The sequence below is a fragment of the Haladaptatus sp. DJG-WS-42 genome, from assembly GCF_037198285.1.
In the GTDB taxonomy this organism is placed as follows: Archaea; Halobacteriota; Halobacteria; order Halobacteriales; family Halococcaceae; genus QDMS2.
Window position 1 is genome coordinate 1951465 of sequence record NZ_CP147243.1, and the last position, 25968, is coordinate 1977432.

The window sequence follows — 25968 nt, forward strand, 5'->3', positions numbered from 1 at the left end:
TCCACCGACTGCGTAGTTGGCAGAGAAAATTGGGCGACTCGAGTGCTGTGTTCAGTCGTTCAACCGCTGCTGGCGAAGATGCGACCGCGCTTCGCTTTTGCTTGGGAACCCACCGGCCAGCCCGAGGAGAACGGCACCGAGGACACACCACGCGAGGATGATGGCCCACTCGTAGGTAACGAGCGCCGACGGCGACCCGGGCATGTAGAGCCCGATGAAGAAGACGGTCAACACGAGGGCGAGCGCGCCGATGGCGTAGCCGCCGGGGAGTTTGAACGGGCGTTCCATCGCGGGGTCGCGGTAGCGCAGGACGAAAAACGAGATGACGACGAGGAACCACGCGGTGACCAGTCCGAGGCCGCCTGCGTTCACGATCCAGATGAGCATCTGCTTGCCAAACAGCGGCGCGAGCGCCGCAAGCGCGCCGACGAGGACGATGGCGTTCGACGGCGTGTTGTGTTCTGGGTGGAGCGTGGCGAGCGAGTCGGGGAGCATCTCTGAGTTGGCGAGGGCGTAAATCGCGCGGCTCGCGCCGAGGACGAACCCGTTCCAACTCGTGAGAATGCCCGCGAGTCCGGCGAGCGCCATGATGCGCCCGATGGTCTGGCTGTCGAACGCGATTTCCATCGCTTTGGCCGCGGGAAGCGCGCTGTCTACGAGCACCGCCCCCGAGGCGACGTGTCCCGCCGCCCAGATGACCATGATGTAGAACGCGGCCGCACAGACGACCGAGATTCCGATGAGGCCGCCGAGGAGCTTCGGCGAGATGTCTGCCTCGCCTGCGGCTTGGGGAATCACGTCGAAACCGACGAACATGAACGGTGTCATGATGGCGACGGTGAACACGCCGCCGATGCCCGCACCAGCGAACGGTGGGTCCGCGGGCGAGGTGCCGTTGAACAGCGCGCCCGCGAGGAGTGTCGCTCCGGCGAGCGTGATAACGAGCGCAAGGATGGCCTGGAACTGTGCGGCGGGGCGCACGCCGCGGTAGTTCAGGTAGGTGATGACGACGGAGCCGATGACGCCGGTGGCGACCCACGAGCCGTACACCGGGTTGCCGGCGACCGTCCACAGTTCGAAGACGTTGAAGCCGGGGACGATGTAGGCGAGCGCGCTCGGAAGGGCGATTGCCTCGAACGCGACGACGCTCACGTAACCGAAGATGAGCGCCCACGTACACGCGAACGAGCCAATCGGCCCGAGTGCCTTGAGACTATAGCTGTGTTCGCCGCCGACGAAGGGCATCGCGGAGGCGAGTTCGCCGTAGATGAGCGAGACGACGCTCACCATGAACCCGCCGAGGATGAACGCCGCAATCGCCCCGGAGACGCCACTCTGGTCGATGAAGTAGCCGGTCTGGACGATCCAACCCCACCCAATCATTGCGCCGAACGCGAGCACGAAGATGTCGCGCTTCGAGAGGACGCGGGACAGTTCTCCTGTCATGGTATTACGTGACGAACACAAATCGAACCTCCCTATTTATGCCTTTCTATCTTTAAGAACTGTGTGAAAATAAATGGAGTTCTCAGCCAGTCCTGTTGAATCCGCCACGTAGTGATAGAATTCGGCCGGCCTGCTGAATAGAGAGACTGTATGCAGCACGGCGTCCGCCGACTCCTCACCCATGTGACCACGGCATCGACCTGGACTCGATACCGAAGAATTGCGGATGACACTCGACGAGATGTTCGAGGTTCGAGAAACAGCAACCGAACCACAGAGAGTTGAGGGCGTCACAGGGATTTCAATCGCAGAGGGTCCCGGAGTATCCCGCTCATGGCGATCATGTCAGGAGATTCAGGACAACGAATTTCAGTCCGCTTTCGGATAGAAATATAATTCAGCTTACATTTATTCCCCACCGGAGCGTCGATAACGACGAGGAGAGATGACCAGAACCGAAACAGCCGACCGAAGAAGCGAGACCCAACAGCCCGGCGGTGTGTTGCGCCGTACCGTGTTGAAGGCCAGTGCCCTGACCGTCGCAGCACTCGTGACAAGTGTCCCCGTTGCCGCCGATCCGATGGATCACGACGGCGAACCGGGAGACGACCGCGCGGTCGACAGCCCCGTGGGATTCTACGTCGAAGTCCTCGCCGGACACTCGACCTTCCCCGACGAGGTCGCCGCGAAGTTCCGGATGAAGTACGACGGTGAAGACAGAACCGTCGTTTCCAATTTGCCACGGGACGCGTCGACGACCGTCGTCGCCAAAGTGACGTGGGATCCAAAGGGGACCTCCGGATGGCACACCCACCCTGGACCGGTAATCGTCAGCGTCGTCGAAGGCGAACTCGAACTCGTCAACGAGCGAGACTGCATCGTTCGATCCTACTCGGCGGGCGAGGCCTTCATCGACCCCGGGCAGGGAAACGTCCACATCGCGTCGAATCCGAGCCAGAGCGACATTGCCGTGGCATACGCGACGTTCCTCGGTGTGCCCGACGGCGCGCCGGCGACGGTGTTCGTTCCACCGGTGGACTGCACATAGCCACTCCACCGGACGGCATGAACTGGCCGAGGTAATCGACCGGAAAACATAGTTTTGTTGATAATTGTTATGATTCACCGGCACCTAGTGGTGTATCCTATGACTTCCGACGAAGAGCAGGAACACGAACTCACGCCGGATCGGGCCTTCGCTGTACTCGGCCACAAGACGCGACTCGCAATCCTGTTCGAACTCTGGAAACAACGCCGTCCCGATGAACACGTTCCACAGCATCCGATGGCGTTCTCAGAGTTGCGAAAGTCCCTCGGGATGCGCGACGGCTCGCAGTTCAACTACCACCTCAAGCCCCTTCTGGGTCGGTTCGTTCACCAATCAGCGGATGGGTACATCCTCCGACGGGAGGGTGAACGCGTGGTCAGCGCGATCCTCGCCGGGGCGTTCACCGACGAGGTCGTGTTCGACACAGTTCCGAACGACAAGCCGTGCGAAATCTGTGGGGGCCAGACCGTCTTCGAGTGCAACACCGACCTGACCCGTGGATACTTTGCGATCAGGTGCACCGAGTGCGAGGGAGCGTTCGGTGGCACCGGCTTCGATGGGGCATTGAGCCTGACTGAATCGCTCTCGCGGGTCGGCACGCGCAGCCGGGATCCGGAGGAGTTCTACCGGGCACTGGATGTCATGGTGAAACACCAAATCATGTCCGCAGTGGAGGGGGTCTGTCCCGACTGTACCGGAACCACGAGCACGACGCCCCAGGTCTGTCGGGACCACCACGTGGAATCGGGCCGTCGCTGTGAGTCGTGTGACACCATCTTTGAGGTTCAGTACGACATCGTGTGTGACGTCTGTCGACTGATGTACACCGTTCCAAGCAACCGGTGTCTGCTCACCGAGCCGCGAGTGCTCGTGTTCCTCGACGATCATGGCTACGACCCCTGGTACGACTGGCTCCTGATCGAACTGGAATTGGTCCAACGCCAGACTGTCCTCTCCGAGGATCCGTTCGAACTGGAGATCGTCCTCGAGGTTGACGGGGATCGACTGGTGGCGACCCTTGACGAGAAGGGAGCTGTTTCAACCCTCCACACGGGTGCCTCGATAGGCGTGTAGACTGTCGTGGGGAGCCGCCCAGTTGATGTAATTCCCTGTCTCTCTTAGCCAGACGAGAGAGCCAGTGTGACTGACTTACGCTCTGAGTTCAGCACACATTCGTATCAACTGCTGAGGGGTTCAACAGACCCTCTCAGCCGAATTTCCACGAATGAACCGGCGTGATTCTACCAGACTGTGCAGAGTACGATAGCCCCCGTTGACGGAAAGAATTACACGACGGCTCTGTCTCTTCTGTGGTAACAAATGACTCGCATTATCTCGGGTGCGGACGTGCGCGACCTCCTCGAGTTAGCAGACGTGCTCTCCGTTGTTGAAGATGCCTTGCTCAAACAGGGTCGCGGTGAGGTCGAACGTCCGGAGCGGCCGCATTTTCCGGTGGGACAGCAACTCGATGCAACCAATCCGGATAAACCGCTTGGGACGGGACTCGTCATGCCCGCGTACATCCACGGGAGCGAGTATTTCGCGACGAAACTCGTGAGCGTCCACCCCGAGAACAAGCGCCGTGGGCTGCCAACGATACACGCCCAAATCGCGGTCAACGAAGCTGAAACCGGGCTTCCGGTCGCGTACATGGACGGCTCGACCATCACGGCCGCGCGGACGAGTTGCATCGGTGGGTTGGCCGCACGGGAACTCTGTAATGAACCGATTTCGCTTGCCGTCATCGGCGCAGGAACACAATCACGCTGGCAGATTCGCGCGGTGACGACGGCAGCAAACGTTGAATCCGTCACCCTGTACGACCACAATCCACCGATGCTTGCGGAGGCGGTTCGAGAACTCGATGCGGAACTCGACGTTCCCATCGAGACGGCAGAATCACCCGAAGACGCAATTTCGGGGGCGACGCTGGTTATCACGGCCACGACGAGCACCGAGCCGGTGTTCTCGGGTGACCACCTCGCGCCGGGAACGACCGTCGTTGGAATCGGCGCATACACGGGGGAAATGCAGGAACTCGACGCCCAGACCATCGAGGGAGCAAGCAAGGTGTTCGCGGACGTTCCAGAAGAGGTGGCAGAGATTGGCGATATTTTGGAGAGTTCTCTCAGTGAGGACGACCTGATTCCTTTTTCTGACCTGCTCACTGGCAACGCGATGAGAGAGACTGCTGAGGAACGCATCGTCGTCGAAAGCGTCGGGTCTGCGGTCATGGACGCGGCGGTGGCTGGTCACATCTACGACCGAGCAGTGACCGAAAGCGTCGGCAGCGAACTGACGCTGTAATCTACAAATGCCAATTCCCACCTAAAAATCGAACACAGTCCCTAAAAAAACTCTTTTTTTGACTGTTGTCCAATTATCTTGCAGATAGTAGGGTTTTATCTTTGTGTGGGTGGTTGACTGGTGTATGTCAGAAGACTTTCCATTGCCGGACAACCTCCCAGTACCGGAAGACGATGGAGCGGCCGACCATCTCCGTGGGATGGAGCTGCCTGAGCTGTCACTCCCAGCAACCGACGGCACCACCGTTGCCCTCAAAGACCTCCCTCCGCGAACCGTCATCTATGTCTATCCGCTGACTGGGCAGCCAGACGCGGACGTGATTCCAGACGGCTGGGAAGACGTTCCGGGTGCCCGTGGTTGTACCCCCGAGTCGCTCGGCTTTCGCAGTCATTATGATGCACTCCGAGAGAATGGAGTGGGGGCGGTTTTCGGACTATCTACGCAGTCGAGCGAGTACCAACGTGAAGCCCGTGACCGGCTGCACCTCCCCTTCGAGATGCTCAGCGATGCCGAGTGGGAGTTAACAAAGGAACTCGATTTGCCCACGTTCACCATTGACGGAGCCGATTATCTGAAGCGACTGACATTGGTTGTGTCTGACGGACAGATCGAACACGTCTTCTATCCGATTTTTCCGCCAGACGAACACGCAGGCGACGTGCTTGCGTGGGTAACGAACGACTCACAGTAACGAGCCAGTCATACTGGCAATGGAGTCGCCACGACTTTCCAGCTGACTAACAAGTCTCTAGATTAATAGTGGTGTGCCATGTCACCACAGACATGAGCCAAAACGGCGTGGTCGTTCGCCTGTTCACCGCCCCGGATACGGGAGACGACATGGTCGAACACGAGTCGGTGAACGCGGTTGAAAATCGAGGTATCGAGGGCGACCGCTATTACAAGGGCAAGGGCATCTGGAACGAGTGGGAAGACAATCCGAACAACGAGGCGAGCGATATCACGTTCATCGAACTGGAGGCCATCGAGGCCGTCCGCGAGGACTACGACATCGACCTCGACTTCGGTGACGCTCGAAGGAACGTCGTGACGCGCGACGTGCCGCTCAACCATCTCGTCGGCAAGCGGTTTCAGGTCGGTGACGCCGTCTGTGAGGGGCTGAATCTCTGTGAGCCCTGTGGGTACATGCAAGGACTCGTCGGGAAGGGAAAGGTCGCGGATGCGCTAAAACACCGTGGCGGCCTCGATGCGCGAGTCGTCGAATCCGGCGAAATTGCCTGCGACGACGCGGTAACTCTGTAAATTCACACAGACTCATGACTGATTCAACCCAACCACTCGAAGTCGAACTCGGTGACGCACTGACGCTCCGCGTCCGTACGGGCCCGGACCATCCAGACGGCGGGAATCACCTCTGTTACGTCGATATCATCGAGGGTGACGAACAGATTGCGAGTATCAACTCGCCCTCGAAGCCGTGGGAGAATTTCACGCGAGCGATGGTGAGTCAAATCGTCGCCAAACGAGTCGATGGCTATTCATCTGCGGCTGCAGTGAACGACCGCATGTTCGAGGCATTCGAAGCCCGGAAAGCCGAGTTTGACGACATTTACGGGTGGGAGTGAGCGAGGTGAGGTGAACCACTCGCATTTTCGTTGAAAGTGGCGAGCGCGATGTCGGACGACTCCTGAGACCCCACCCACCGGCTACGGTGCCTCGCCTCGATACGGACACTCGCTTCCCGACCGCCAATGGCCACACTCCTTGATGCTCCTGTCTCTACATAGGGCGCACCTCTCTGGTGGCGGACAGCGGCCAAAAAATGCGGCCAGCAATGTCGTTTCGATGCCGACACACACCCAGTCGTACGCCATCGGGTCGAAGGTCACGGTGCCGTGTTCGACCAACCCGATGAGTGTGACCGTTTCGTAGGCGATGTGTTCGACGTGTGTTATCGTACAGAGCGGGCCGTCTTCGGTGTAGTCGAATCTCGTGTCGCAACACACGTCACAGCGGTCTTCTTGAACGAGATTGCGGGCCACACCGACGGCGAGTTCGTCCGCACCATCTATGATGGCGTCGATGAGGCGTTCTGTAATCTCGTCTGAAAAGCCACCCTCTGGGACTTCGATGCGCATGGTGCTCACCGCCGCGTTCCAAACAGGCTCGATTCAGGAGGGCTTTGGTGCTCCTGTACTGCGAGCCACTCACGTTTGTGTTGACGCGCTCTCGATTCGACTTCGGCGGCGGGTATGGGTGGTGGGTTGCGTTCGAAATCTGCGCGCGTCGGTGCGCCCAACTCGCGGCGGATGATGTCGTATTCCTCGGGGAACTGGGCGCAGACGAGCCACGGTTTGTAGTGTGGAACTGCGTGGAATGCGATGCGGGTTGGCTCGCGCGTCCATGTCTCGATATACACCAGTTTGTTCACGTACTGTCGATACTCCAAATCGTCGAACGACCCGCGTCGAATCTCCTCAATGATGAAATCTGACCTGAGGTCGTCGTAATGGAGCTCCGGAAACCGAAACGGGGCAAATGCCGGTCGGACACTGAGTTGGACGCGGTCTGCAGTGCCTTGCCTGATTTTCGCGTTTTCATCGCACACACGGTTCCACTCCCACCCGTGGCGGGTCGCCCAGATACGCCGGGAGAGTGGGTCTTCCTCCCCGTTCCAGTCCCACCTGCTGAAATCCTCTTGATTGAACGCTTCTTCGCGCGTCGTGGCTCCCAGTTCCCGTCTGATGGTGTCGAACACGGTCGGGTATTTCATCGCAAGTCGCCACACATTTGCGCGAATTCCGTTGGCCGTGGTTGCTCTGAGCGTCGGCGCAATCCCGATTCGCGTGTACCACTCGACGTAAACGAGGTCGTTTACGAACCTTCGGTGGGCGATGTCTTCGAAGTCTCCCCGTCGAATTGCTTCTCTGATGCGCGCTGAGCGCACCTCGTCGTACGGAATCTGTGGGAAGTGGCAGGAGTCAGTGTCTGTGCCAGCCGGAGACATGGCTCTGTGTACAACTGGAAGTAATATTAGCTTATCGGATTATTACTTATAAGCATATATTTGTGTGTGTGATAGTGGGTCTGTGGGCTGTCCCAACACCGAGGAGCAGCTGTCGAGCAATAGTGTGAGGTCAACCTAGAGTTCATTCGGCGTCAGGTCTCTTCGATTCGATACCCGACGTCCATATCGAGGAATCGTCCAATATCCGCCACTTCCGCGTCTAACGCTGCGTGGCAGTGTGTGGGAAACTCGTCGAACGGTACGACAACGACGACGGTCTCACGCTTTGAGCGGTCGAGTTTCCACGTTGCGATCGCGCGGCCATCGTGGATGACGGTGGGTCGGATCACACCCCCACCCGGCCAGATGTTGCGTTCTTCTGCTGGCGAAACAGCGAATTCTCGACTTGCGTACCCGAGGAGATAGGTGTCGTAACGGGGGAGCAATCGAAGTGGTGACTCCTCGATGTTGCCTTGACGAGGAATCTCGTTGGCGAGCATCTCGATTCTATCTGCACCGTCCCTGACGACAGTTCGTTCGTCCTCGATTGCCGCCCACGCGGCTCGAACATCGGCCATCGGCAATTTCGACCACGAGGCAAAGTCATCGAGCGAGGCGGGCTGATACGCCGAAAGGTAACGCCGGGCGAGTGTTCGCAACCCTGCTTCTCTCTCCGTGGATTTCTGTGGCTTCACCCACTCGTTGAGCAGTCCGTACGCCTCTCCCCCGTCTACAGGTGCGACCTTGCAGACGAGTCCCTGCAACGCCGCACGGCGGATGAGGTGAAACGGGGCCTGACCACGAGCGTCGAACGCAAATCCGGCACGCTGGAGCAACTCCGCAATCTCCGCTCGGGTGAGCGGCCCGTGGTCGTCGATTGCGTCGTGAATCGTCTCGACTGCGTTCGCGCTTGCATCGTCGTCGAACCCAAGGTCGCTGAGTCGTTTCCGACTCCGGGCAACGAACACGGGGCCGAACACCGACAGCAACCATGGTACGTCTTCGGTGGCGACGAGATGAAGGGTGCCTCGCATGCACCAGGTTCGAACGACGCGCCGACTCTCGAACAGGGCGGCGTCAACATCGGCGGCGGTCACATCCGAACTCCGTGTTCTGATACCGAGCGTCGCTGCGCTGGCATCCTGGGCTTGGAGGCCACAGACACGAGAAAGTACAGCCGGAACGTCTGTGGCGCTCGTACCGGTGTCGAGTAGCTGAGAACGCAGACGGAGCCGTCTCAGCTCGTCATCGGAGAACGTCCGCTCCATACGAATCTATCGATGAGAAGCCACAAAGCACTGTCTCAGAACTGGCTGGCCGAGCGCGACGGCGGGCTATTCAGTCACTGTTGCGTGCGAACAACTGGCGTTTTGCCCACGAGTAGCCGCCCGCGTACACCACGACGTAGGCGATTGTGAGCGATATTATCCATAGTGTGCCGATGACGAGTGGAGAGCCGTCGTCTTGTGAGGCATAGATGCCGTTCGACACCACCGCGTTTCCAGCGACAAAGACTGCGATTACGATTCCATTGAACCCCCAGACACGTCTCGACTGTATGTCTGGATACCGTCGGAGCAACAGATATGCCCCAAGAAGGCTACTCCCGGCCGAAATCAGCGCTGTTTCAAGGAACAGCGAGTTTGTAGAGTGGACGACTGCACGGGCGAGACTGTAAACACCAATCCACACTGGGGGGATGAGGTCATTCCAGAGCGAGAAGAGCCGTCGAGCGGAAACCATCTGGAAAACGTTTCAATCCTACATCAGATAGTTCTATTGTCAATAACGGGTGGCGTCTGTCCTTACTCCGACTCCCGTTCCTCGTCCAAGTCGTACGCACCCGGATGGTCGGACTCCTTCCAGCCCTCTTTTCCGCTCCACGATTCGACGGCGAACCGATAGACTGCCGTCCGGTCGATGGAGTCCTCGCTCATGAACTCGTAATCCTCGCCCGGGGTGAGTTGGGGAGCGTACTTGTCCATGAACAGTTCGAGCACGCGGCGTTTTTCGGCTTCCCCAGAGACGAACGAGATGGTTCCGTAGGCGACCACGCTCGAATACTCGACGGTGAAGTTCACGGGTTCGTCTGCGGGGATGAATCGCCCCATCTCGTGGGTCGTAAAGGATGCCCGTGGCTTCTCGCCTGCTTCCACGAGGTCGTGGGCGCGACCACCCTGTGCACCGTGCAGGAAAATCGCGCGCTCCGCGTCGTCGTAGACGAACAGTTGCGTAAGGAGGTGCGGTGTATCGTCGTCAATTAGCCCGATGACGCCCGATTTTTGGGTTGCTAGAAATGTGGGAATCCACTCGGGGTCGGAGACCGCTTTGCCCTGATAGCGGATGGTGTCGGTGGTGTTCTCGATGTCGTCGCCCATTGAGGAATGGGACACACGGAGGGCACATAGATTCGTAGGCTTTGGCGAACCTTCGAGTAACCCGACCGCTCACGTGGGTTTCTTCGAAAAAATACCGGGGGCCGACGGTTCTGAGTTTAATCGTCAGCCGGGGCCATTCCTCGTTGCGCGAGACGAGGGGTTATCTCCTCGGTCGTGGTCGTTTCGTGGGCGATGAAGCCGTAGTTCGTGTAGGCGGCATCGAGTGCTGCTTTCCCGGCGGCGGCGGTTGCATCAGTGACGACAACGACCTCGAACCCGGCTTCGACGGCGTCACGCAGGTGTGATTCGACGCACAGATTCGCACTCATTCCAGCAAGCACGATCGTGTCGATTCCGCGTTGCCGGAGCTGCGTGTTGATGTCGTTGCTCCAGAAACCACTGAGCTGCTTGTGGGGTGCGCACACGAAGGTGTTCTCGTCGGGTTCGAGTTCGGGGATGAAGTTGCTCCCTGAACCAGCCCGGTCGAACATCCGGGTGTCGAACATCATCTCGTCGATCGTGTTCAGGTGTTGCCAGCTTTCGTACTCGTCTTGCTCGTAGTAGTGTGGCGAATAGAAGACCTTGATACCACCCTCACTGGCAGCGCTTCGAAGCTGAACCAGATTTTCGACGACATTGTTCTCTTCAACCGTCTCTCCGATGTGATCCCAGACGACACTTTCGGGCTTCAGGAAGTCAACCTGTGGGTCGGTAATCAGCAATACAGTTCGTTCTGGTACGAGTGTGATGGACATAGCTCATCATTAATAATGATGGTAGCTAGCGCGATATAGATAGAAGTGTCTTCGAGGTTACCCCGAATCTCCTCCTACCACCATTGGCAGCCTCTCACCCTGAACAACGGGATTTCAGCCTTGATTTGACCAGCCATCCTGAAAATGCCACCACCAATCTGGGAACATCTACGACAGTACCACTGGACCAGTCGGCGAGCCCCGAGCGCTCGACGTCGGACGACCTGAATGTACGCGGAGAGCACATAGATTCGAAGGCTCCGGTAATTGTCGGCAACTCACTTTATAAGTCGAAATACGAGCAGCGCAGGAAGCACAAACTCAAATGCGTTGAGCGACCCGTGCCAGCGACTCATCTCATCGCTGGTGGGTTCTCTCAGGAGAGTCACCGTGGAACGAGCTTCGCGTGGTACAATCTGTCGTACAGTCCGGGGTTTCAGAGACGAGCGCAGGGATTTATCCAGCTCACCTGTGTTGCTCCACCCAATGAGCCAACCTTCGGTTGATGACACGAGCGAAGAAACCGAGGAGAGCATCGCCCTCGGTGTCGCCCTTGGGCTTTCTCTCGGAGCCGGACTCGGCGTCGTGTTCGGGGTCGTCTTTGATAATATCGCGCTGGGTATTGCTATCGGAACCAGCATCGGCCTCGCGACCGGCCTCGCCGTTGGCACAACAGTATTACGGTGAGCCTCCGCCTTCGTACACACAATTCACCCATCTCTATGACTTCCACACCAGACATCGTCGTTCTCCGCGAGGGGACAGAAGGGCTCTCGATGGAACCGTACGCTGCGGAACTCAGAAAACGTCTCCCCGACCGAACCGTCGCGCTCGCGCGAACGCCAAAAGAGGAACGAGAATTGGTCGAACACGCCCGAATCGTCACGGGCATCACCCTCGAAAAATCATTGCTCGCGCGGGCGTCGAACCTTGACCTGTTCGCGTGTACGTTCGCAGGGACAGACCACGTCCCAGTGAACGAACTCGCTGCCAACGGGGTCGCCGTCACCAACGCAGGCGGCATCCACGCGCCGGGTATCGCAGAACAGGCGCTCGGGAACATGCTGGTGTTCACCCGCCGGCTACACGAAGGCTGGCGGCAGAAGCAACGCGCCGAGTGGCGGCACTTTCAGTCGGGCGAACTCACGGGAAGCACGGTCACGATTATCGGCCTCGGCTCGATTGGTCAGGCGCTCGTCCAGCGCTTGGAGGGCTTTGAGGTACACACCATCGGCATTCGCTACACACCGGAGAAAGGCGGCCCGACCGACGAGGTACACGGGTTCGACGAAGACGCCATCCACGACGCGCTCTCGCAGAGCGATTTCGTCGTCATCGCCTGCCCGCTCACCGACGAAACGCGCGGGCTCATTGGCGAGGCGGAACTGGCCACGATGCCACCGCACGCCGTGCTCATCAACACCGCCCGCGGGCCACTCGTCGAGACCGACGCGCTTGTCTCCGCGCTCCGCTCGAACGCACTCGGCGGTGCGGCACTCGACGTGACCGACCCCGAACCGTTGCCTGAAAACCATCCGCTCTGGACGCTCGAAAACTGCCTCATCACGCCACACACGGGAGGCCACACGCCAAAACACTGGGAACGACTCGCCGATATTGTGGCCGAAAACGTCGGACGGCTCGACGCGGGCGAGGACTTGCAAAATCAGATAGTCGCCCCGTCGAGTTCTCGATAGGACAGCGAAAACTGTAGGGAATCATCACGAATTTGGATGGTTCTTCTTGCTCGCGTCACACGCTGACTCCGGTTTTCACCCTGCCTAAGCCGTTTTGAACGGTCTGAACGATTCGGAGCATGCAGAACGATATTTCGTACTTTTGTGATATTCGTTCTATCTCCGGGTATGGTACAATTCGAACGCATCGCAACCGTCCTCATCGGGGGTGTGTTGCTCGTCGGCGTCGCCCTCCTCGCGCTCCCAGGGCGGCTCGCTGGGCTTCCGATTCCGTACGAACACCTGCTGGAATTCGTCCTCTGGGGCACGACGGGGCTGTTTTTCGCCTCCGCGCTGCTCTGGGTGGCATTCAGCTACGTCCTCGGCGCGGGCTACGAACCACCAGCGTCCGAATACGGCGGCGACGATATTCAGGTGCGTATCCTGACCATCGACGCCGCGGAAGTCGTACAGGCGACGGTCGATTCGCTGCCCGACGAACTCACGGACAGACACGTCATCGCCGAAGAACCCATCGAGATAGACGGCGCGGAGGTACACGTCGTTCCCGACGAATTCGACTGTACAGCCGTGAAAAAGGGCCGTGCAATCGAGTGGGCACGCCAGACGCTTTCGTGCGACTGCGAGTTCGTCCTCTATCTCGACGAAGACAGCATTGTCGAGCACTTCGATGGACTCCCGGACGCCGACGTCGTGCAACTGCGCGAGCGGCCTCGTCGAACTGGCTCCGTACTCTCGTATCTCGCAGACGTGTATCGCATGGGCGTCCAAATCGAACAGCGCGCGTTCGCTCGCTTGCAAATCCCACTTTTTGCGTGGGGCGGCGGTATCGCGGTGCGAACCGAACTCGAGAACGAGGTCACGTGGGACCGCGAGACGCTCGTCGAGGACACCGCATTCGTCTGGGCGGCAGCCCAACAGAACGACATCGATTTCGCGCTCGCAACGAGCACGTGTTCGAACGAAGCCCCACCGTCGCTCGGTGAAATCCTCCAGCAGCGACGGCGCTGGGCGGCGGGCAACATCGAAGCGACCGCACTCCTGCCGCGGCCGTACCGTGCCTTGACCCGCATCCGAAACTTCGCGTGGGCGCTTTCGCCAATCGTCACGGTCGTCGCACTGCCACTCGCGTTCGTTGGCGTGAGCGTGGTCTACGCAGGGTTATTCCTGCTTGCGTCGCTCGCGCTTGCCATCTTCACCGCGTTCTGGTTCGTCCGGGGCCTCCTCTATTACGGCGTATCTGAGTTCAAGTGGCTGGTCGCACTCCCGCTTGTACCGCTCATCAGCCTCGTCCACTCGATGGGAACGATCGTCGGGATTCTTCACCCGCCGTCGACGTTCCGTGTGACAGAAAAGGTTGGAACCGGAAAATAACAGCTCAACCCTATCATCGGCATCGGAATGCATGCCGTTGAAGCATCTGCATTCCCGGTACTCTCGTTGAGTCGCTCTTTCCAACACGTGGGCGCGAACTGTGGTGTGAGCGGCTTGGATTTGGGGTACCGATTGTTATTTTCGTGGTTGGGTCTTGTAATGACTCTCAGTCAGGCGACTGCGTGCAGTCAACCCGTGCAACAGGCTGCTGTCCGCGAGGTCATCGGTGACTCTGTTCACACAATTGACTCAGTACCGCAAGCGTGTCAATCAGAATTAATTGCACGTTCACCATCTAACATATCAAAACTCTGGATTTAGTTTACCACCGGCACGCGCGCCAATAACTGTGGGATGAAGCGCACCACGCAGAACCGTTTGGTTTCGCGCTCCATGCGTGATTTCGCGTTATCAATTCGCATCTAAGCGCGAACCTACAGTGATGTCGCCACTACTGCGATTTGTCTTGTGCTTCCCTGATAAACCGACGACAGCTCGGAAGCGAGTATGCAACATTGAACGAATTTTCGATGAACTGTTGGACGAGTGGGGGCGTCCACTCGCCCTCCTCGTCGCCCAGCGTTGTCGGTGACTTCTGTAATGCCTGCTGCAACGTGGTCGCTGATCGGCTGTGAGTTTTCGGGGGCGACCGCTTCGTTGCTCGTCGGTGACGGCTGCCGCGAGTGGCCGGTCCTCGAAGCGTTTTAGCCACGCGTAGATAGTGCGCCGCTCGACGCCGTACCAGTCGGCGAGTTCGGTCTGTGTCACGCCGTTTTTATACGCGATTGCGGCCAACAGCCGCTTGGTTGGCTTTTTCCCTCCACGTTATCGAGCGCCTGCTGCAGTTCTTCAATCGAGATATCGTCCAGATGTTCCATGATGCATATATTCAAATACTGAGTAGAAAATTTTAACGGATTTTGGTAACTGGTGTCCAGAAATGCCGTTGAGACCGAATTTGTGAACCGAGCGACCGTCGTTTTCAAAACGGCTCTGAGAGTCGAATTAGAAGACACCCACGAGGAAACCAATCCCCATGACAATCAAGACGACAGCCGAGAACGTCGGGAGGTACTTCGCGTATCGTTCTACCCGCTCCTCGTAGTGGGTGTAGCCAGCGATGAGCACCATCGTCAGCGCGATGATGCTGATGATGACAGTCAATGCGTACACCGTCATGAGTTCGAGACAGTAATCAGAGCCCGCACAGAGGGCGATAATCTCGAACTCCTCTTCGTGGGCGAATCCGAGCGCGAACGCGAACCCGGCAATTCCAAGCAACCCTCTATCGACTGCTTCGTGTTCGTCGGGGTGGTCGTGAGTTTTTGCGTACCGATTGACGAACGGAAGCACGGACAGGATTCGACCGAAAATGCTGCTGCCTCCGTGTGAATGCGTATGACCGCCGTCATGGGAGTGGTGGGTTTCGTGGCTGTGAGAGACTGTGGGGTCTATCTGGAACTTGAGCGAGCGGGCTAATTGGTCTGAACCGCTATCCCCATCCAATTCGGTGGTATGCGTGTGACTGTGGTCGTGCGTCTGCTCGCCCTCGTCTGCTCTTTCTGCTCTGCCATGGCGGTATTCACGAATTCCGAGGGCGATGAGGAGCACCCCCGCGACGTAGTTCATCCACCCGAGTTGCGTGAGTCCGAAGAAGTCTTTCGCCCAGAAGAACACCAAGACCATCGCAATGCTACTTACGAGGTGACCAAATCCAAGCAGGAAGCTGGCGGCGAATCCATGCAGCCACTTCTGCGATTTGTCGAGTGCATAGCTCGCAGCAATTGGCCAGCCGTGTCCCGGTTCAATGCCGTGGATGATGCCGAGGATAATCGCACCGAGAAACACTCCTTCGGCTTCCGAGACTACCATGCTCTCCCTTTGGTGAAGGTACACGATAACGCTTGTCACGGACATACTCGCGGCAGCTCAACACGTGTTGGTGGGCAAACCAAGAGGCGATTCACCTCCCCAACTCCACGTCGGCGAAAACCGCCTTCACAGGGTTTGTCGGTAGAATTTATGCTGTCGCTGTGCGTGGTTCTAGCATCGTGCTCCGGGTATCCATGGCGCTCGGCAACTCAGACCGCGTCGCCCCTCTGAAAGACGGGACCGTGAAATTTGACGGGTTCGAGGCGGCTATCGAAACCGTCTCGCCGTTGGTGTTGTTCCGTCGAACCGTCGAGGAGGCGACGTACGATGTCGCAGAGATGAGCGCCTCAACGTACACGAACTGGGTCGCCCGCGGGGACTGTCCGTACGTCGGCCTTCCCGTGTTCACCGCTCGTGCGTTCCCCCAGTCGTCGATTTTTGTCGCCGATGGAATCGAGGAGCCCGCAGCCCTCCGCGGCGGAACCGTTGGCGTGTTTCCCGAGTACCAAATCACGACCGCGACGATGGTCCGTGGCTTGCTTACCCACGAGTACGACCTCCCGCCCGAGGAGCTTTCGTGGGTCACGGCTCGTGCGGAGAAACTCCCTATCGACCCCTCAAACGGGGTCGAACTGCACGTCGCACCACCAGAAACGAACCTCGAAACATTGCTCGCAGCCGGGGAGCTAGACGCGCTCATCACACCGTTCACGCCCGAGAAACTCGGTGATGGCATCAGTCGGCTGTTCCCGTCTCCGAAAGTCGCGGCAAAGGCGTACTACGAACAAACCGGGATTTTCCCGGTAATCCGGTTGCTTGTCTGCAAACGGAGCGTCTATGAGCGCCACCCGTGGGTCGTGACCGCGCTGTTCGACGCCTTCACGGAAGCGAAGTCGGTGGCCCAAGAGCGCTTGACCTCGATGACCCTCCCGCCCGTGATGCTCCCGTGGCTTGACGACCACGTCGCCGAAACGCAGGCTGCCCTCGGCGAGGATTACTGGCCGTACGGGCTGGCCGCGAACTATCCGTCGCTCAAAGCGTTCGTCGAATACTCACATGAGCAGGGACTCGCGGCAAAGCCAGTCGCGCCCGAAGACCTGTTTGCAGCCGAGTTCCACGACCGATGAGTCGTCTTCGCTCGCGCCAATCTTTTTGCTATTTCCCGTCCAACTATGTGCTAGGATGACAGCGAGGCGTCCCTCCAGCCGTGGGCCACGCGCCGAGAGCGCGTCCGTCGCGGGATTAGCAGACCAATTTGTCGAGGTGAACGGGATTCGGACGCGATTTTACGAATACGGCGAGGGAGAGCCCATCGTCCTCCTGCACGGCGGGAGTTGGGACCCACACTTCAGCGCGAACGATTGGTCGCTGAACATCGAACCGCTCGCCGAACGGTTTCACGTTATCGCCCCGGACCGAATCGCCTCCGGAATGACCGACAACCCAGCGACGCCCGCAGCGTACACCTATCAGACCGAACTCGACCATATTCTCGCGTTCATCGACCACCTTGGACTCGACGAATACCACCTCATCGGGTCGTCTCGCGGTGGCGGCCTTGCCGGGCGAATCGCAGTCGAAACCCCTGACCGCGTCAAAACGATTATCAGCGCGAACAGCGCCACGCTCTCGCCGAGAGGCCCCGGTGATGTGAACTTCCGTCGCCACCGGCTGAAACGAGGGCTGCCCACCGATGAAACCTCGCCCACGTTCCACGAGGACACGTTCCGCTACATTGCCGAGATGTACTCGTACAACACCGACCACATCACCGACGAGTACGTGAACGCGGCTGCGTACATGATGCGCCAGCCAAAGGCAGCAGCGCGCCACGCGGTCATGGAACAGCTCAGCACCGACCCAGACCTCTTCGCGCTCCACGGCTTTGCGGACACGTGGATGCACTCGGTCAGCGAACACATGGCGGAGACCCACCGTCGCATCAATGAAGGTGTGTACCAGTTTCCAACGCTCATCGTGTGGGGGAGAAACGACCTTACCGTGCGCATGTCCGCGGGGATTCGGCTGTTCGATATGCTGTCGGCAACCGGGTCGCCGGTCAGGTTTCACCTCATGAGCCACTGTGGCCACTTCCCGTATCGTGAACACCCGACCGAGTTCAACAGTGTCGTGACGGCGTTCATCGACTACTGGAGCGACCGGGACGCTTCGTAGCCACTTCTGTGTCAGCCGCTCGCAGGTGGCCTGTCGCCCGTCTCACGCAACTCGTCGACGAACAGGTCGGCTGGAGCTACTTTCCGCGGCGTCAACCCCTGTTCGTCCATATATTGGCACATCATCTCGATGTCGGCGCGGTTCGGGACGAACCCGTACGGCCAGAAGTTCTCTCCCAGTATGGCTCGCGTCTCTTGTAGGTGGTCGATGAGCCACGGAAGCGTCACCGGGAGCGCCGCAGACGTGTCAAGGCGCTCGATTGCGAGGGCTTTGGCTTCCTCCATCGCGGTGTAGACGCTGGTGGCAATCCACGGGTTTTCTTCGTACACCTCGCGGCGGAGCAACAACGCGTGCATGATGGGAAAGAGGCCGGTTCGTCGGTAGTACGCCGCTTCCACTGCTTTGAAATTCGGAAACAACCGTTCGACGCCGCGCCCCAGCGTCTCCGGGGTGAGCGGTGACACGAGCGCGTCGAGGTCGCCGCGTGCGACCATCGCCGCAAAGTCAGCGCCCTCGGGGGCGACGCGTTTTTCGACGCCCGGAGGGAGGGAAATGGGCAGGCGTTCTTCTCTCGCGGTCACCCAGTCGATGTCTTTCGGGTGAACGTCGTATTCGTGGGCGAGCAAGCCACGAACCACGACCGCGGCCGTGGTCTGATACTCTGCGGGAATTCCGACGGTCTTCCCCACGAGGGCTGCGGGGTCTCCAATCGCTGCGTCCTCATTCACGTAAATCGCTGAGTGACGGAACATGCGTGACGGAAACACGGGAAGGCCGACGTACGGACAGTCCCCGCGCGTCGCCCAGATGATGTAGGTCGCAAAGCTCATCTCCACGATGTCGTACGTAGCCGATTTCACGGTCTCCCTGAAGAGGACGGGCAGCGGGCGCGTGACCGGCGAAAGGTCGATTCCTTTGGGCGTTACCGCTCCCGTGTGGATGGGGCGAATCCGGTCTGATTCCCCAGTGGCCATCGTCAGCTCGACAGTCATAGGTAAAAATCGCCGCGAACGGGTAAATAGACTCGTCTCGCTCCCAGTGGGTTCGCCAGCACTCGGAGGTCGTCTGCGGTGGGTGGCACTCAGTAGCTGCGAGAGCTCCCAACCCACCGCGACAGGAGGATGAAGATGGTGAGTACGATGATGAACAGCATCGAGATTGCCGAAATCTGTGGCAGGAAGCTCGCACCCCGCTCGTACAGTAACAGGATGTGCGCCGAAAGGACGTAGTTCCCGGCGGTCAGGAGCAAGATGATGGCGCTGAGTTCCTTTGCTGACTCAACGAAGATGAACAGCATCGAGTTGACGATCCCTTCTGCCAGCAGCGGCAAGGTGATTCTGCGGAATCTCGCAAGCCAGCCCCAGCCAACGATCTGGGCGGCCTCTTCGAGTTCGTCGGAAATCTGGATGAGGCTCGTCGAGATAATGCGGACGGCGTGTGGAATCTTGAGGAACACGATGGCGATGACGAGCGGGTAAATCGTCCCGTAGATGGTGGAGAAACCGGGGACGATGAACACCATCCAGAAGATGGCAAGCCCGTAGACGATTGGCGGAATTCCGAGCGAGAGCGTGGCGATGTAATCACCGATTCGAGAGAACGAGTAGCCCGTCTTGAGGATGGCGTAGGAGATGAACACCGAAAGCAGCGTCGTGCCGAGTGCGCTGACCGTCGCCACGAACAACGTGTTCATGGCGATTCTCCCGAGCGTGCTCGTCCCCAATATCTCGACGTAGTTCCGGAACGTGACGGCGGTGAGCGGGCCGGTCAGCCCGGGGATGATGCTCAGATTCGGCGACAGCGACATGAGTAACACCGTGAGAATCGGAATCACGAACTCGACGAACCAGATGAAAAAGCAAAACGACGTGGCGAGGTACTTGTACCGGCCGAGGTCGATTGGGGCGTGGGTCACGCCGCTCCCGCCGACGGTTTCGAACCGGTAGGTGCGTTGGGTGACATAGTGGTAGATGGCGATGATGACGAGCGCGACCACGAGGTAGATAAGTGCGATGACGCTCGCTTCGTCGTACTGTGGAACCGCCCGTCGCGTAATCAGAAAGTAAATCCGCGTTGCGAGGGTCTGGAGCCCGCCCTGTACCGACCCGAACAGTAATGGGTACTCGAAGTTGCCAAAGCCGTAGAGGGTGATGAGGAGGAACACGGAGATGAGTCCCGGAGCCATCAAACGGATGGTGACTTTCCGAAACGTAGTGAGCGGGCCGTAACCCGAGATTCGTGACGCCTCTTCGAGTTCAGCACCGATGTGTTTGAGGGCGGGCTCTAAAATGATGTATGCCAACGGGACGCCACCGAAGCCAATGGCGAAGACGATGCCCCAGAACGAATAGATGTTGAAAAACGTGAATCCGAGGAGTTTCTGACTGTAGATGTTGACGAAACCGATTCGGGGAGAGAACGCGAGAATCCACCCGATTGCCCGCACGACGCCGGGGACGGTTATCGAGAGGAGAATTCCGGCTCTGAGCCATCGTTTCCCGAGGACGTTCGTTCGCACCACAAGCCACGCGAACGTTCCGCCAACGACCACCGAGACAGTGCCGCCGAGCACGCCAATAAGCAGTGTCGTCCAGAGAAGTTGGTAGGTTTCGGGGTTGAGGAACACGCGCTCGAACGTCTCTATGTTCACGGCTTGGTCGTTGTTGAACGAGAAGAACAGCGTCCCGATGAAAATCGACGCAAAGAGGACGATAATCGCGATGAATACCAAGAGCGTGATGGCCATGGGCAGATGTTTCACATCCTGTCTGCTTATCGAACGCTCTGGAAGCCCGGCGATGTCCCTCAAACTCATGTCCTAACGTATGGTATTGTATAGCAATCCACATAGATGTTTCTTAAAGAGTGCTGACCGGACATCGCATCGACCACCTCTCTGGTCAGCGGTTCTGTTGTTTCAGCAGGCTGGAATCGAGCGTCACGCCGAGGTCGAGTTCTTCGGCGATATCATAGAGCACCGACCCGACCGCAGACAGGTCGGCCGGGACGCCCGCGACGAAAAAGCCGGTGATGTCGTCGGCGTTCGTTCGGGCGACCGTTTCCCCGCCAACCAACTGCGCGAGCGTCACGGCAGATTTCCCCCAGTCGGCCGGTTCGCTTGCCTTGCGGTAGTATTCGAGGCGGGGGACGGGGTGGGCGGTCTCGGTGACGTAGGTGTTCCACGTGTTCTGGTAGAACTCCTGTTGGCTGTATTCGGTTCCGTGGAGGCGGTGTTGGACGACGCCGGGGAAGTTCGTCCCGAATGCGTCGAGCGCGTCCGAGGTGAAAAATCCCTTCGGGGCCTCTTGGTGGCTGATGATGCTCACATGCATGCCGGGTTCGAGCCAGTCCAACTCGAAGACGGGCCCCGAGGAGTTGGTCGCACACTGTACGATGTCGGCTCCGGCCATGGCCTCCTGTGGGGTGTCGACGACGACCACGTCTGCCGAGACGCGCTCATCAAGCCGGGCAACGAAGTCCGTGCGATGGTCGTGTGTCGGTGAGAACACCTTGATGACATCGAGGTCGAACAGCGCGTCGTAGGCCTGGACATGCCACGTCGCCTGCCACCCCGAGCCGAGGACAGCGAGCGTCCGTGCATCCTCGTTTGCAAAGTATTTCGACCCGAGCACGCTGCTTCCCGCGACGCGGTGTGCCGAGACGACGGCGAAGGGGAACAACGCGAGGAGGTCACTGGTGTTCGTGCTGAACAGCGCGATGACGCCGTTGTACTGTCCGTCAGCGTCCGAAATCCGCTCTTTCACGCGGCCGCCCTTTCGAATCGGCCAGTGGCTGATGTCTGAGTTGATACGGACCGCACCAACCCCGAACGCCTCGGTGACGCCAGCCATCGTCGTGAGCTGGTGGAGCGCCGGTTTGGTGGCTTCAGCCGGTGGATTCGCGGGTGCGCTCTCGATGGTTTCCATGAACGTCGTCGCCGCTCGCCCCGCGGCGAACTCCTCGTGCAGCGTCTCCAGCGCGGCGATGCTGTCGGCGAGTCTGAGATGCTCGCGAATGGCTTCCTCAGGGATGATTCGAACCATGTTATACTATGACGCACCGGGGAGATATATTTGCTATCGGTTGTTTCACACGGTTTCGGGCGGTGTGAGCGGAGGTAACGCGATGTCGCTGCTCTCTCGAACGTCGCCGAAGTATTGCTGTGCGGTCTTTAGCGCCGCCTCGTGAAGCTCTGACTCGAGCGACAGACAGCAATCTGAGAGCAGTGTCACCCGATAGTCGCGGTTGTATGCCCCGTGCATGGTGCTTGCGACGCAGACGTTCGTGCTCGCCCCCGCGAGGAGGACGTGGGAGACGTTGTTGGTCGAGAGATAGAGGTCGAGGTCGGTCTGGAAAAAGCCGCTGTACCGGTGTTTCGTGACGACTGGGTCGGTGGCTCGCACGTCGAGTTCAGGGACGAAGTCGGCTCCTTCCGTTCCAGCGCGACAGACCATCCCCCGAGGGCGGTCGTACCGTCGATTCCACTCGTCTGAGACGGTGTAGTCGTGGTGAATCGTCCGGACAAAGATGGGGGTTCGCCCCGAGGCTCTGTAGTGGTCGAGAAACGCCCGAACATTCTCAAGTTTCGGTTGCAACACTGGGTGGGCTTCGAATACCGTGCCGTCTTGGCTGACTTGCTTGCAGAAATCCTTCTGGAGGTCGATGAGGACCAACACCGGGTCCGAAATCATGGCTAGTCATTCGGGTCGTATCAGGTTAAACGCTCCTCTCCGCCCACTGACCGGCGCTCACAGGCCAGTCGAAAGAAGAGAGAACTGGGAGCTAATGCGCCCTTGTGGCCGAAACCTCCGGATGACGTGAGTGTTCTGAAGATGCATTTATATGATTGAAGTACATTACGTTACGTGATAACAACCGTCATGCCGATCATAGAGCTTCAAAACGTTGATAAGTTTTTCCAGAGTGGTGGGCAAAAGATAAAAGCGGTAGACGACGTCTCGTTCGAGGTGCATCGCGGCGAAATATTCACGCTACTCGGGCCAAGCGGCTGTGGGAAAACGACGACGTTGCGATGTATCGCCGGACTCGAACCGATCGACGGTGGGCAAATTCTCTTCTCTGACACGGTTGTTTCAGAGCCGAACAAAACCGTTCCGCCCGAGCACCGAGAAATCGGGTTTATGTACCAGTCGTACGCGCTGTGGCCGCACATGACGGTATCTGAGAATATTTCGTTCGCACTCAAGGGACGAAAGTACCCGAAAGAGAACCGAAAAGAACGCATCGAAGACTTACTCGAACTGGCTGCCCTCGAAGGGATGGGAAACCGCTATCCATCGGAGTTGAGCGGGGGGCAGCGCCAGCGCGTTGCGTTCATGCGCGCCATCTCCTACGAGCCAGAAGTGCTCCTCATGGACGAGCCATTGAGCAACTTAGACCTGAACCAGCGCCAACGGATGCGAAAAGAGCTGCTCAAGGTGCTCAAAGAACGCCAGATTACGACGGTGTACGTGACCCACGACCAGGAAGAAGCGTTCGAAATCTCGGACACGATTATCGTCATGAACGAGGGGCGAGTCGTCCAACAAGGAACCCCCGAAGAAATCTACAACGACCCACAATCTACGTTCGTGGCGAACTTCGTCGGCGACGTGAACATCTTCGACGTGGATTTCCTCCACTCGAACGACGGCGAGGCGTTCTGTGAGGTGAAGGGCGCAACGCCCGCGTTCTCAATTCGGTGCAGTCACAACGGAAACGCCATTGATGGGAACCTTTCGGTTGCCGTTCGCCCAGAGAACATCACGCTGCGAGGGATTTCGGATACTGGCTCCGCGCCGGACACCGCGAACACAATCGATCTCGGTGACGGGTTGCAAGAATCGGAGGTGAATACCTACGAAGGAACGGTCATCGAGTCGTACTACCGCGGGCTGTTCACGTTGACGATGGTTGACCTCAACGGACTCATCATCAAGGTGAACACACAAGACCGCGAGTTCGCGGATGGCGACGACATCTTGATCGATATTCTCCCCGAGCACGCAGACCTCATCGCAGAAGTCTAACACACTGCTCACGGGCTATTTTTCGGATATCACGTTCGAATCGGGCTTCCAACGAGGTTGAAGTGTATCTCTCCTTCGTGTTCCCAGAAGATTGCGTTTGCCGAGACGAGGTCTGCGACCATGACGAGGTGTGCTTCGATTGTCTTTGGCTGTGGCGTTGACCCATACGTGTGGGCGAGAACGATGTGTTGGATGTGTCGAGAGATGCCTGCGTCTTCTAAGAGGGAAACGGCGAAGTGAGGATGTGGAATCAACTCTCCGAGTTCCGTCCACGTCTGGCCAGCGGACGACGTTTCGAGGAGTTTGCTCATGTCGTGGAGCAACGCACCCGCGACAACGTCATCGCGCCGAATTTCGATTTCGCGCCCTTCGACAAGCGTGTCCGCGAGCGCGAGGGCACACCGTGTCACTTCACGGGTGTGTGAGACCTGCCTCTCGTTTGCGTCGGTTTCCTCGAAGCCGCCGCCGAACAAGAGGGCATCCAATGACTCGTAGTCGCTCTCGAGATAGGTCTTCGTCCACACGTCCGTCACCTGCGCTCTGAGTACTGGGTCGGCGATTTCGGCCAGTTCCGGAAACGCCGCTTCGACTTCCTGTCTCGCTGCCTTGCTGCTCACTGCTGCAGTCATCGCAAGGTGATGGTAGGTGGAGCGAACGAATAGATTCGCTGGTCGTCAACCGAGGCTCATTGCGCGCTGTCAAAAAAACGAGGCCGTGGGAGTTACGACGTCCGGCCGAACAGCCCTTCGTAGTACTCCCGCCACTTGTCCTGGTCGGTGATGATTTCTTGATTGACCGATTCGGCGACCTTGATGACCGCATCCGCCGGGACGAACTCACCGTATCCCGCCTGGAGTGCGGTGCCGAGGACGGGCCAGCGCCCGGACGCCACGATGGCGTTTTGGCCCTCTTCGGACACAATCCACGCCCCGAACAGCTCTGAGACGTTTGGATTCTGGCTGTCGTTGAACAGCCAGAGAGGGAACACGACTTGCATCACGACGTCCATGGCGTCCCACGCGAGTTCAATCGGCGAGTCGCCCTGGAGCATCGAGTTGACCGGGTCGTTGATGTGGCCGTACCCGACTGCAATCTCACCTTGTGCCACTAACCGGAATGCTTCACTGGCGCTGTCGACGAATCTGGCGTCGTTGGCAACGAGGCCGGTGATGAACTCCTCGAACATCTCCTCGCCCCACTCAACATAGAGCCCACCGAGCGCCGTGGCGATACCGGACATCCGTAATGGGTCTTGCATCGCCACGTCCCCTCTGAACCGTTCGTCGGTCAGATCCATGTAACTGGTCGGTGGTTCGGAGACCAGGTTCCGGTTGTAGTAGATGATGATGGGGAACGCCTGGAACGGAATCGAGTACGTTCCTGCGGCCGTTTCGTTGTAATCTTCGTTTGCGATGGCTTCCGTCACTAACTCCATCTCGGAGATCGGGCGATAGAACTCGACCGGGTCGAGAGCGAATGCGCTCGAAAAGTCAGACTGGACGATGTCGATTTCGAGCCTGCCCGCCCGCTTTTGGGTGTTCGCCTGTGAAAGCGAAGCTGAACCTGCATTCGGGTTGTATAACAGCTCCGCCCAGGGATACTGTGCTTCGAACAGGGAGAACACCTCTCTGCGGAAGACGTCCTCTGGGGTGTACGTGTGGATGGTGACTGAGCCTTCCTCTTCTGCCATCTGGAGGACCCGTTCACGATAGGTCATCGCAGTGTCAGTAGTGATGTCATCGCCAGTGTCGCCGTTCCCATCCTGGGTTCCCCCGCCACCTAAACACCCGGCGAGTCCGAGTGTGAAACCCGACATCCCGGCCATTTTGAGAAATGTTCGACGGTTCTGAGTACTATTCGGTTGACTATCCGCCATGCTAGAGAATAGCACTCAATGAGCTTATAATTTTCCGTAATCC

The 25968-nt window shown here is 58.6% G+C and carries 26 protein-coding genes; 12 read left to right on the forward strand and 14 right to left on the reverse strand.

Going from position 1 to position 25968, the window contains the following annotated elements; translation table 11 throughout:
• Positions 1 to 51: 51 nt before the first annotated feature.
• Positions 52 to 1446: an APC family permease gene (locus V5N47_RS10620; RefSeq protein ID WP_338727414.1), complete on the reverse strand. Its 1395-nt coding sequence runs from the start codon at positions 1444 to 1446 to the stop codon at positions 52 to 54.
• A 445-nt stretch (positions 1447 to 1891) separates the two neighbouring features.
• Here V5N47_RS10620 and V5N47_RS10625 point away from each other — a divergent pair, with 445 nt between their 5' ends.
• From V5N47_RS10625 to V5N47_RS10650, 6 genes are all read left to right on the forward strand, one after another.
• Positions 1892 to 2494 (forward strand): cupin domain-containing protein, encoded by a 603-nt coding sequence (locus V5N47_RS10625; RefSeq protein ID WP_338727416.1) that lies wholly within the window; start codon positions 1892 to 1894, stop codon positions 2492 to 2494.
• A gap of 99 nt (positions 2495 to 2593) precedes the next feature.
• Complete coding sequence (locus tag V5N47_RS10630; protein ID WP_338727418.1) at positions 2594 to 3568, forward strand: hypothetical protein; 975 nt, start codon at positions 2594 to 2596, stop codon at positions 3566 to 3568.
• Between the two features lie 246 nt (positions 3569 to 3814).
• A complete protein-coding gene (locus V5N47_RS10635) occupies positions 3815 to 4801 on the forward strand; it encodes an ornithine cyclodeaminase family protein (RefSeq protein ID WP_338727419.1) in 987 nt (328 codons plus the stop codon).
• A gap of 124 nt (positions 4802 to 4925) precedes the next feature.
• Positions 4926 to 5492 (forward strand): peroxiredoxin, encoded by a 567-nt coding sequence (locus tag V5N47_RS10640; protein ID WP_338727420.1) that lies wholly within the window; start codon positions 4926 to 4928, stop codon positions 5490 to 5492.
• A 92-nt stretch (positions 5493 to 5584) separates the two neighbouring features.
• Complete coding sequence (locus tag V5N47_RS10645) at positions 5585 to 6064, forward strand: MOSC domain-containing protein (RefSeq protein WP_338727422.1); 480 nt, start codon at positions 5585 to 5587, stop codon at positions 6062 to 6064.
• 14 nt (positions 6065 to 6078) lie between these two features.
• The gene (locus tag V5N47_RS10650) at positions 6079 to 6387 is read left to right on the forward strand and encodes a hypothetical protein (protein WP_338727423.1); all 309 of its coding nucleotides are present in this window, start codon (positions 6079 to 6081) and stop codon (positions 6385 to 6387) included.
• Between the two features lie 81 nt (positions 6388 to 6468).
• On the opposite strand, the gene V5N47_RS10655 is transcribed toward V5N47_RS10650, so the two are convergent.
• The 6 genes from V5N47_RS10655 to V5N47_RS10680 form a co-directional block, all read right to left on the reverse strand.
• Positions 6469 to 6900 carry a hypothetical protein gene (locus tag V5N47_RS10655; protein WP_338727425.1) on the reverse strand — a complete coding sequence of 144 codons (432 nt, stop codon included), beginning with the start codon at positions 6898 to 6900 and terminating at the stop codon, positions 6469 to 6471.
• A 5-nt stretch (positions 6901 to 6905) separates the two neighbouring features.
• A complete protein-coding gene (locus V5N47_RS10660; RefSeq protein ID WP_338727426.1) occupies positions 6906 to 7769 on the reverse strand; it encodes a hypothetical protein in 864 nt (287 codons plus the stop codon).
• A 152-nt stretch (positions 7770 to 7921) separates the two neighbouring features.
• A complete protein-coding gene (locus V5N47_RS10665) occupies positions 7922 to 9037 on the reverse strand; it encodes a winged helix DNA-binding domain-containing protein (protein ID WP_338727427.1) in 1116 nt (371 codons plus the stop codon).
• 70 nt (positions 9038 to 9107) lie between these two features.
• On the reverse strand, positions 9108 to 9512 hold the full coding sequence (locus V5N47_RS10670; protein WP_338727429.1) for a hypothetical protein: 405 nt from the start codon (positions 9510 to 9512) through the stop codon (positions 9108 to 9110).
• Between the two features lie 62 nt (positions 9513 to 9574).
• Entirely contained in the window at positions 9575 to 10147 is a 573-nt protein-coding gene (locus V5N47_RS10675) for a pyridoxamine 5'-phosphate oxidase family protein (RefSeq protein ID WP_338727431.1), read from the reverse strand.
• Between the two features lie 116 nt (positions 10148 to 10263).
• Positions 10264 to 10902 carry a cysteine hydrolase gene (locus tag V5N47_RS10680; protein WP_338727432.1) on the reverse strand — a complete coding sequence of 213 codons (639 nt, stop codon included), beginning with the start codon at positions 10900 to 10902 and terminating at the stop codon, positions 10264 to 10266.
• A gap of 486 nt (positions 10903 to 11388) precedes the next feature.
• Between V5N47_RS10680 and V5N47_RS10685 the strand changes: the two genes are divergently transcribed.
• The 3 genes from V5N47_RS10685 to V5N47_RS10695 all read left to right on the forward strand — a co-directional run bounded on the left by V5N47_RS10685 (position 11389) and on the right by V5N47_RS10695 (position 13973).
• Positions 11389 to 11589, forward strand: coding sequence for a hypothetical protein (locus tag V5N47_RS10685; RefSeq protein WP_338727433.1), 201 nt, complete (start codon positions 11389 to 11391; stop codon positions 11587 to 11589).
• Between the two features lie 35 nt (positions 11590 to 11624).
• Positions 11625 to 12599, forward strand: coding sequence for a D-2-hydroxyacid dehydrogenase (locus tag V5N47_RS10690; protein WP_338727434.1), 975 nt, complete (start codon positions 11625 to 11627; stop codon positions 12597 to 12599).
• 168 nt (positions 12600 to 12767) lie between these two features.
• Positions 12768 to 13973 (forward strand): glycosyltransferase family 2 protein, encoded by a 1206-nt coding sequence (locus V5N47_RS10695; protein WP_338727436.1) that lies wholly within the window; start codon positions 12768 to 12770, stop codon positions 13971 to 13973.
• 1005 nt (positions 13974 to 14978) lie between these two features.
• Here V5N47_RS10695 and V5N47_RS10700 read toward each other — a convergent pair.
• A complete protein-coding gene (locus V5N47_RS10700; protein WP_338727438.1) occupies positions 14979 to 15845 on the reverse strand; it encodes a hypothetical protein in 867 nt (288 codons plus the stop codon).
• A gap of 179 nt (positions 15846 to 16024) precedes the next feature.
• Between V5N47_RS10700 and V5N47_RS10705 the strand changes: the two genes are divergently transcribed.
• Entirely contained in the window at positions 16025 to 16972 is a 948-nt protein-coding gene (locus tag V5N47_RS10705; protein WP_338727439.1) for a hypothetical protein, read from the forward strand.
• Positions 16973 to 17027: 55 nt separating this feature from the next.
• Positions 17028 to 18020 (forward strand): alpha/beta hydrolase, encoded by a 993-nt coding sequence (locus tag V5N47_RS10710; protein WP_338727440.1) that lies wholly within the window; start codon positions 17028 to 17030, stop codon positions 18018 to 18020.
• A gap of 11 nt (positions 18021 to 18031) precedes the next feature.
• Here V5N47_RS10710 and V5N47_RS10715 read toward each other — a convergent pair whose 3' ends face one another.
• The 4 genes from V5N47_RS10715 to V5N47_RS10730 all read right to left on the reverse strand — a co-directional run bounded on the left by V5N47_RS10715 (position 18032) and on the right by V5N47_RS10730 (position 22711).
• Positions 18032 to 19012 carry a hypothetical protein gene (locus V5N47_RS10715; protein ID WP_338727441.1) on the reverse strand — a complete coding sequence of 327 codons (981 nt, stop codon included), beginning with the start codon at positions 19010 to 19012 and terminating at the stop codon, positions 18032 to 18034.
• An 89-nt stretch (positions 19013 to 19101) separates the two neighbouring features.
• The gene (locus V5N47_RS10720) at positions 19102 to 20835 is read right to left on the reverse strand and encodes an iron ABC transporter permease (protein ID WP_338727443.1); all 1734 of its coding nucleotides are present in this window, start codon (positions 20833 to 20835) and stop codon (positions 19102 to 19104) included.
• Between the two features lie 85 nt (positions 20836 to 20920).
• Positions 20921 to 22063, reverse strand: a complete 1143-nt coding sequence (locus tag V5N47_RS10725; protein ID WP_338727444.1) for a hypothetical protein — start codon at positions 22061 to 22063, stop codon at positions 20921 to 20923.
• Between the two features lie 45 nt (positions 22064 to 22108).
• The gene (locus V5N47_RS10730; protein WP_338727445.1) at positions 22109 to 22711 is read right to left on the reverse strand and encodes a cysteine hydrolase; all 603 of its coding nucleotides are present in this window, start codon (positions 22709 to 22711) and stop codon (positions 22109 to 22111) included.
• A 189-nt stretch (positions 22712 to 22900) separates the two neighbouring features.
• Between V5N47_RS10730 and V5N47_RS10735 the strand changes: the two genes are divergently transcribed.
• A complete protein-coding gene (locus V5N47_RS10735) occupies positions 22901 to 24049 on the forward strand; it encodes an ABC transporter ATP-binding protein (RefSeq protein ID WP_338730291.1) in 1149 nt (382 codons plus the stop codon).
• A 29-nt stretch (positions 24050 to 24078) separates the two neighbouring features.
• Here the strand turns inward: V5N47_RS10735 and V5N47_RS10740 are convergent, their stop codons facing one another.
• Entirely contained in the window at positions 24079 to 24678 is a 600-nt protein-coding gene (locus V5N47_RS10740) for an HD domain-containing protein (RefSeq protein WP_338727446.1), read from the reverse strand.
• Between the two features lie 92 nt (positions 24679 to 24770).
• Positions 24771 to 25874, reverse strand: a complete 1104-nt coding sequence (locus V5N47_RS10745; RefSeq protein ID WP_338727448.1) for an extracellular solute-binding protein — start codon at positions 25872 to 25874, stop codon at positions 24771 to 24773.
• Positions 25875 to 25968 lie beyond the last annotated feature (94 nt).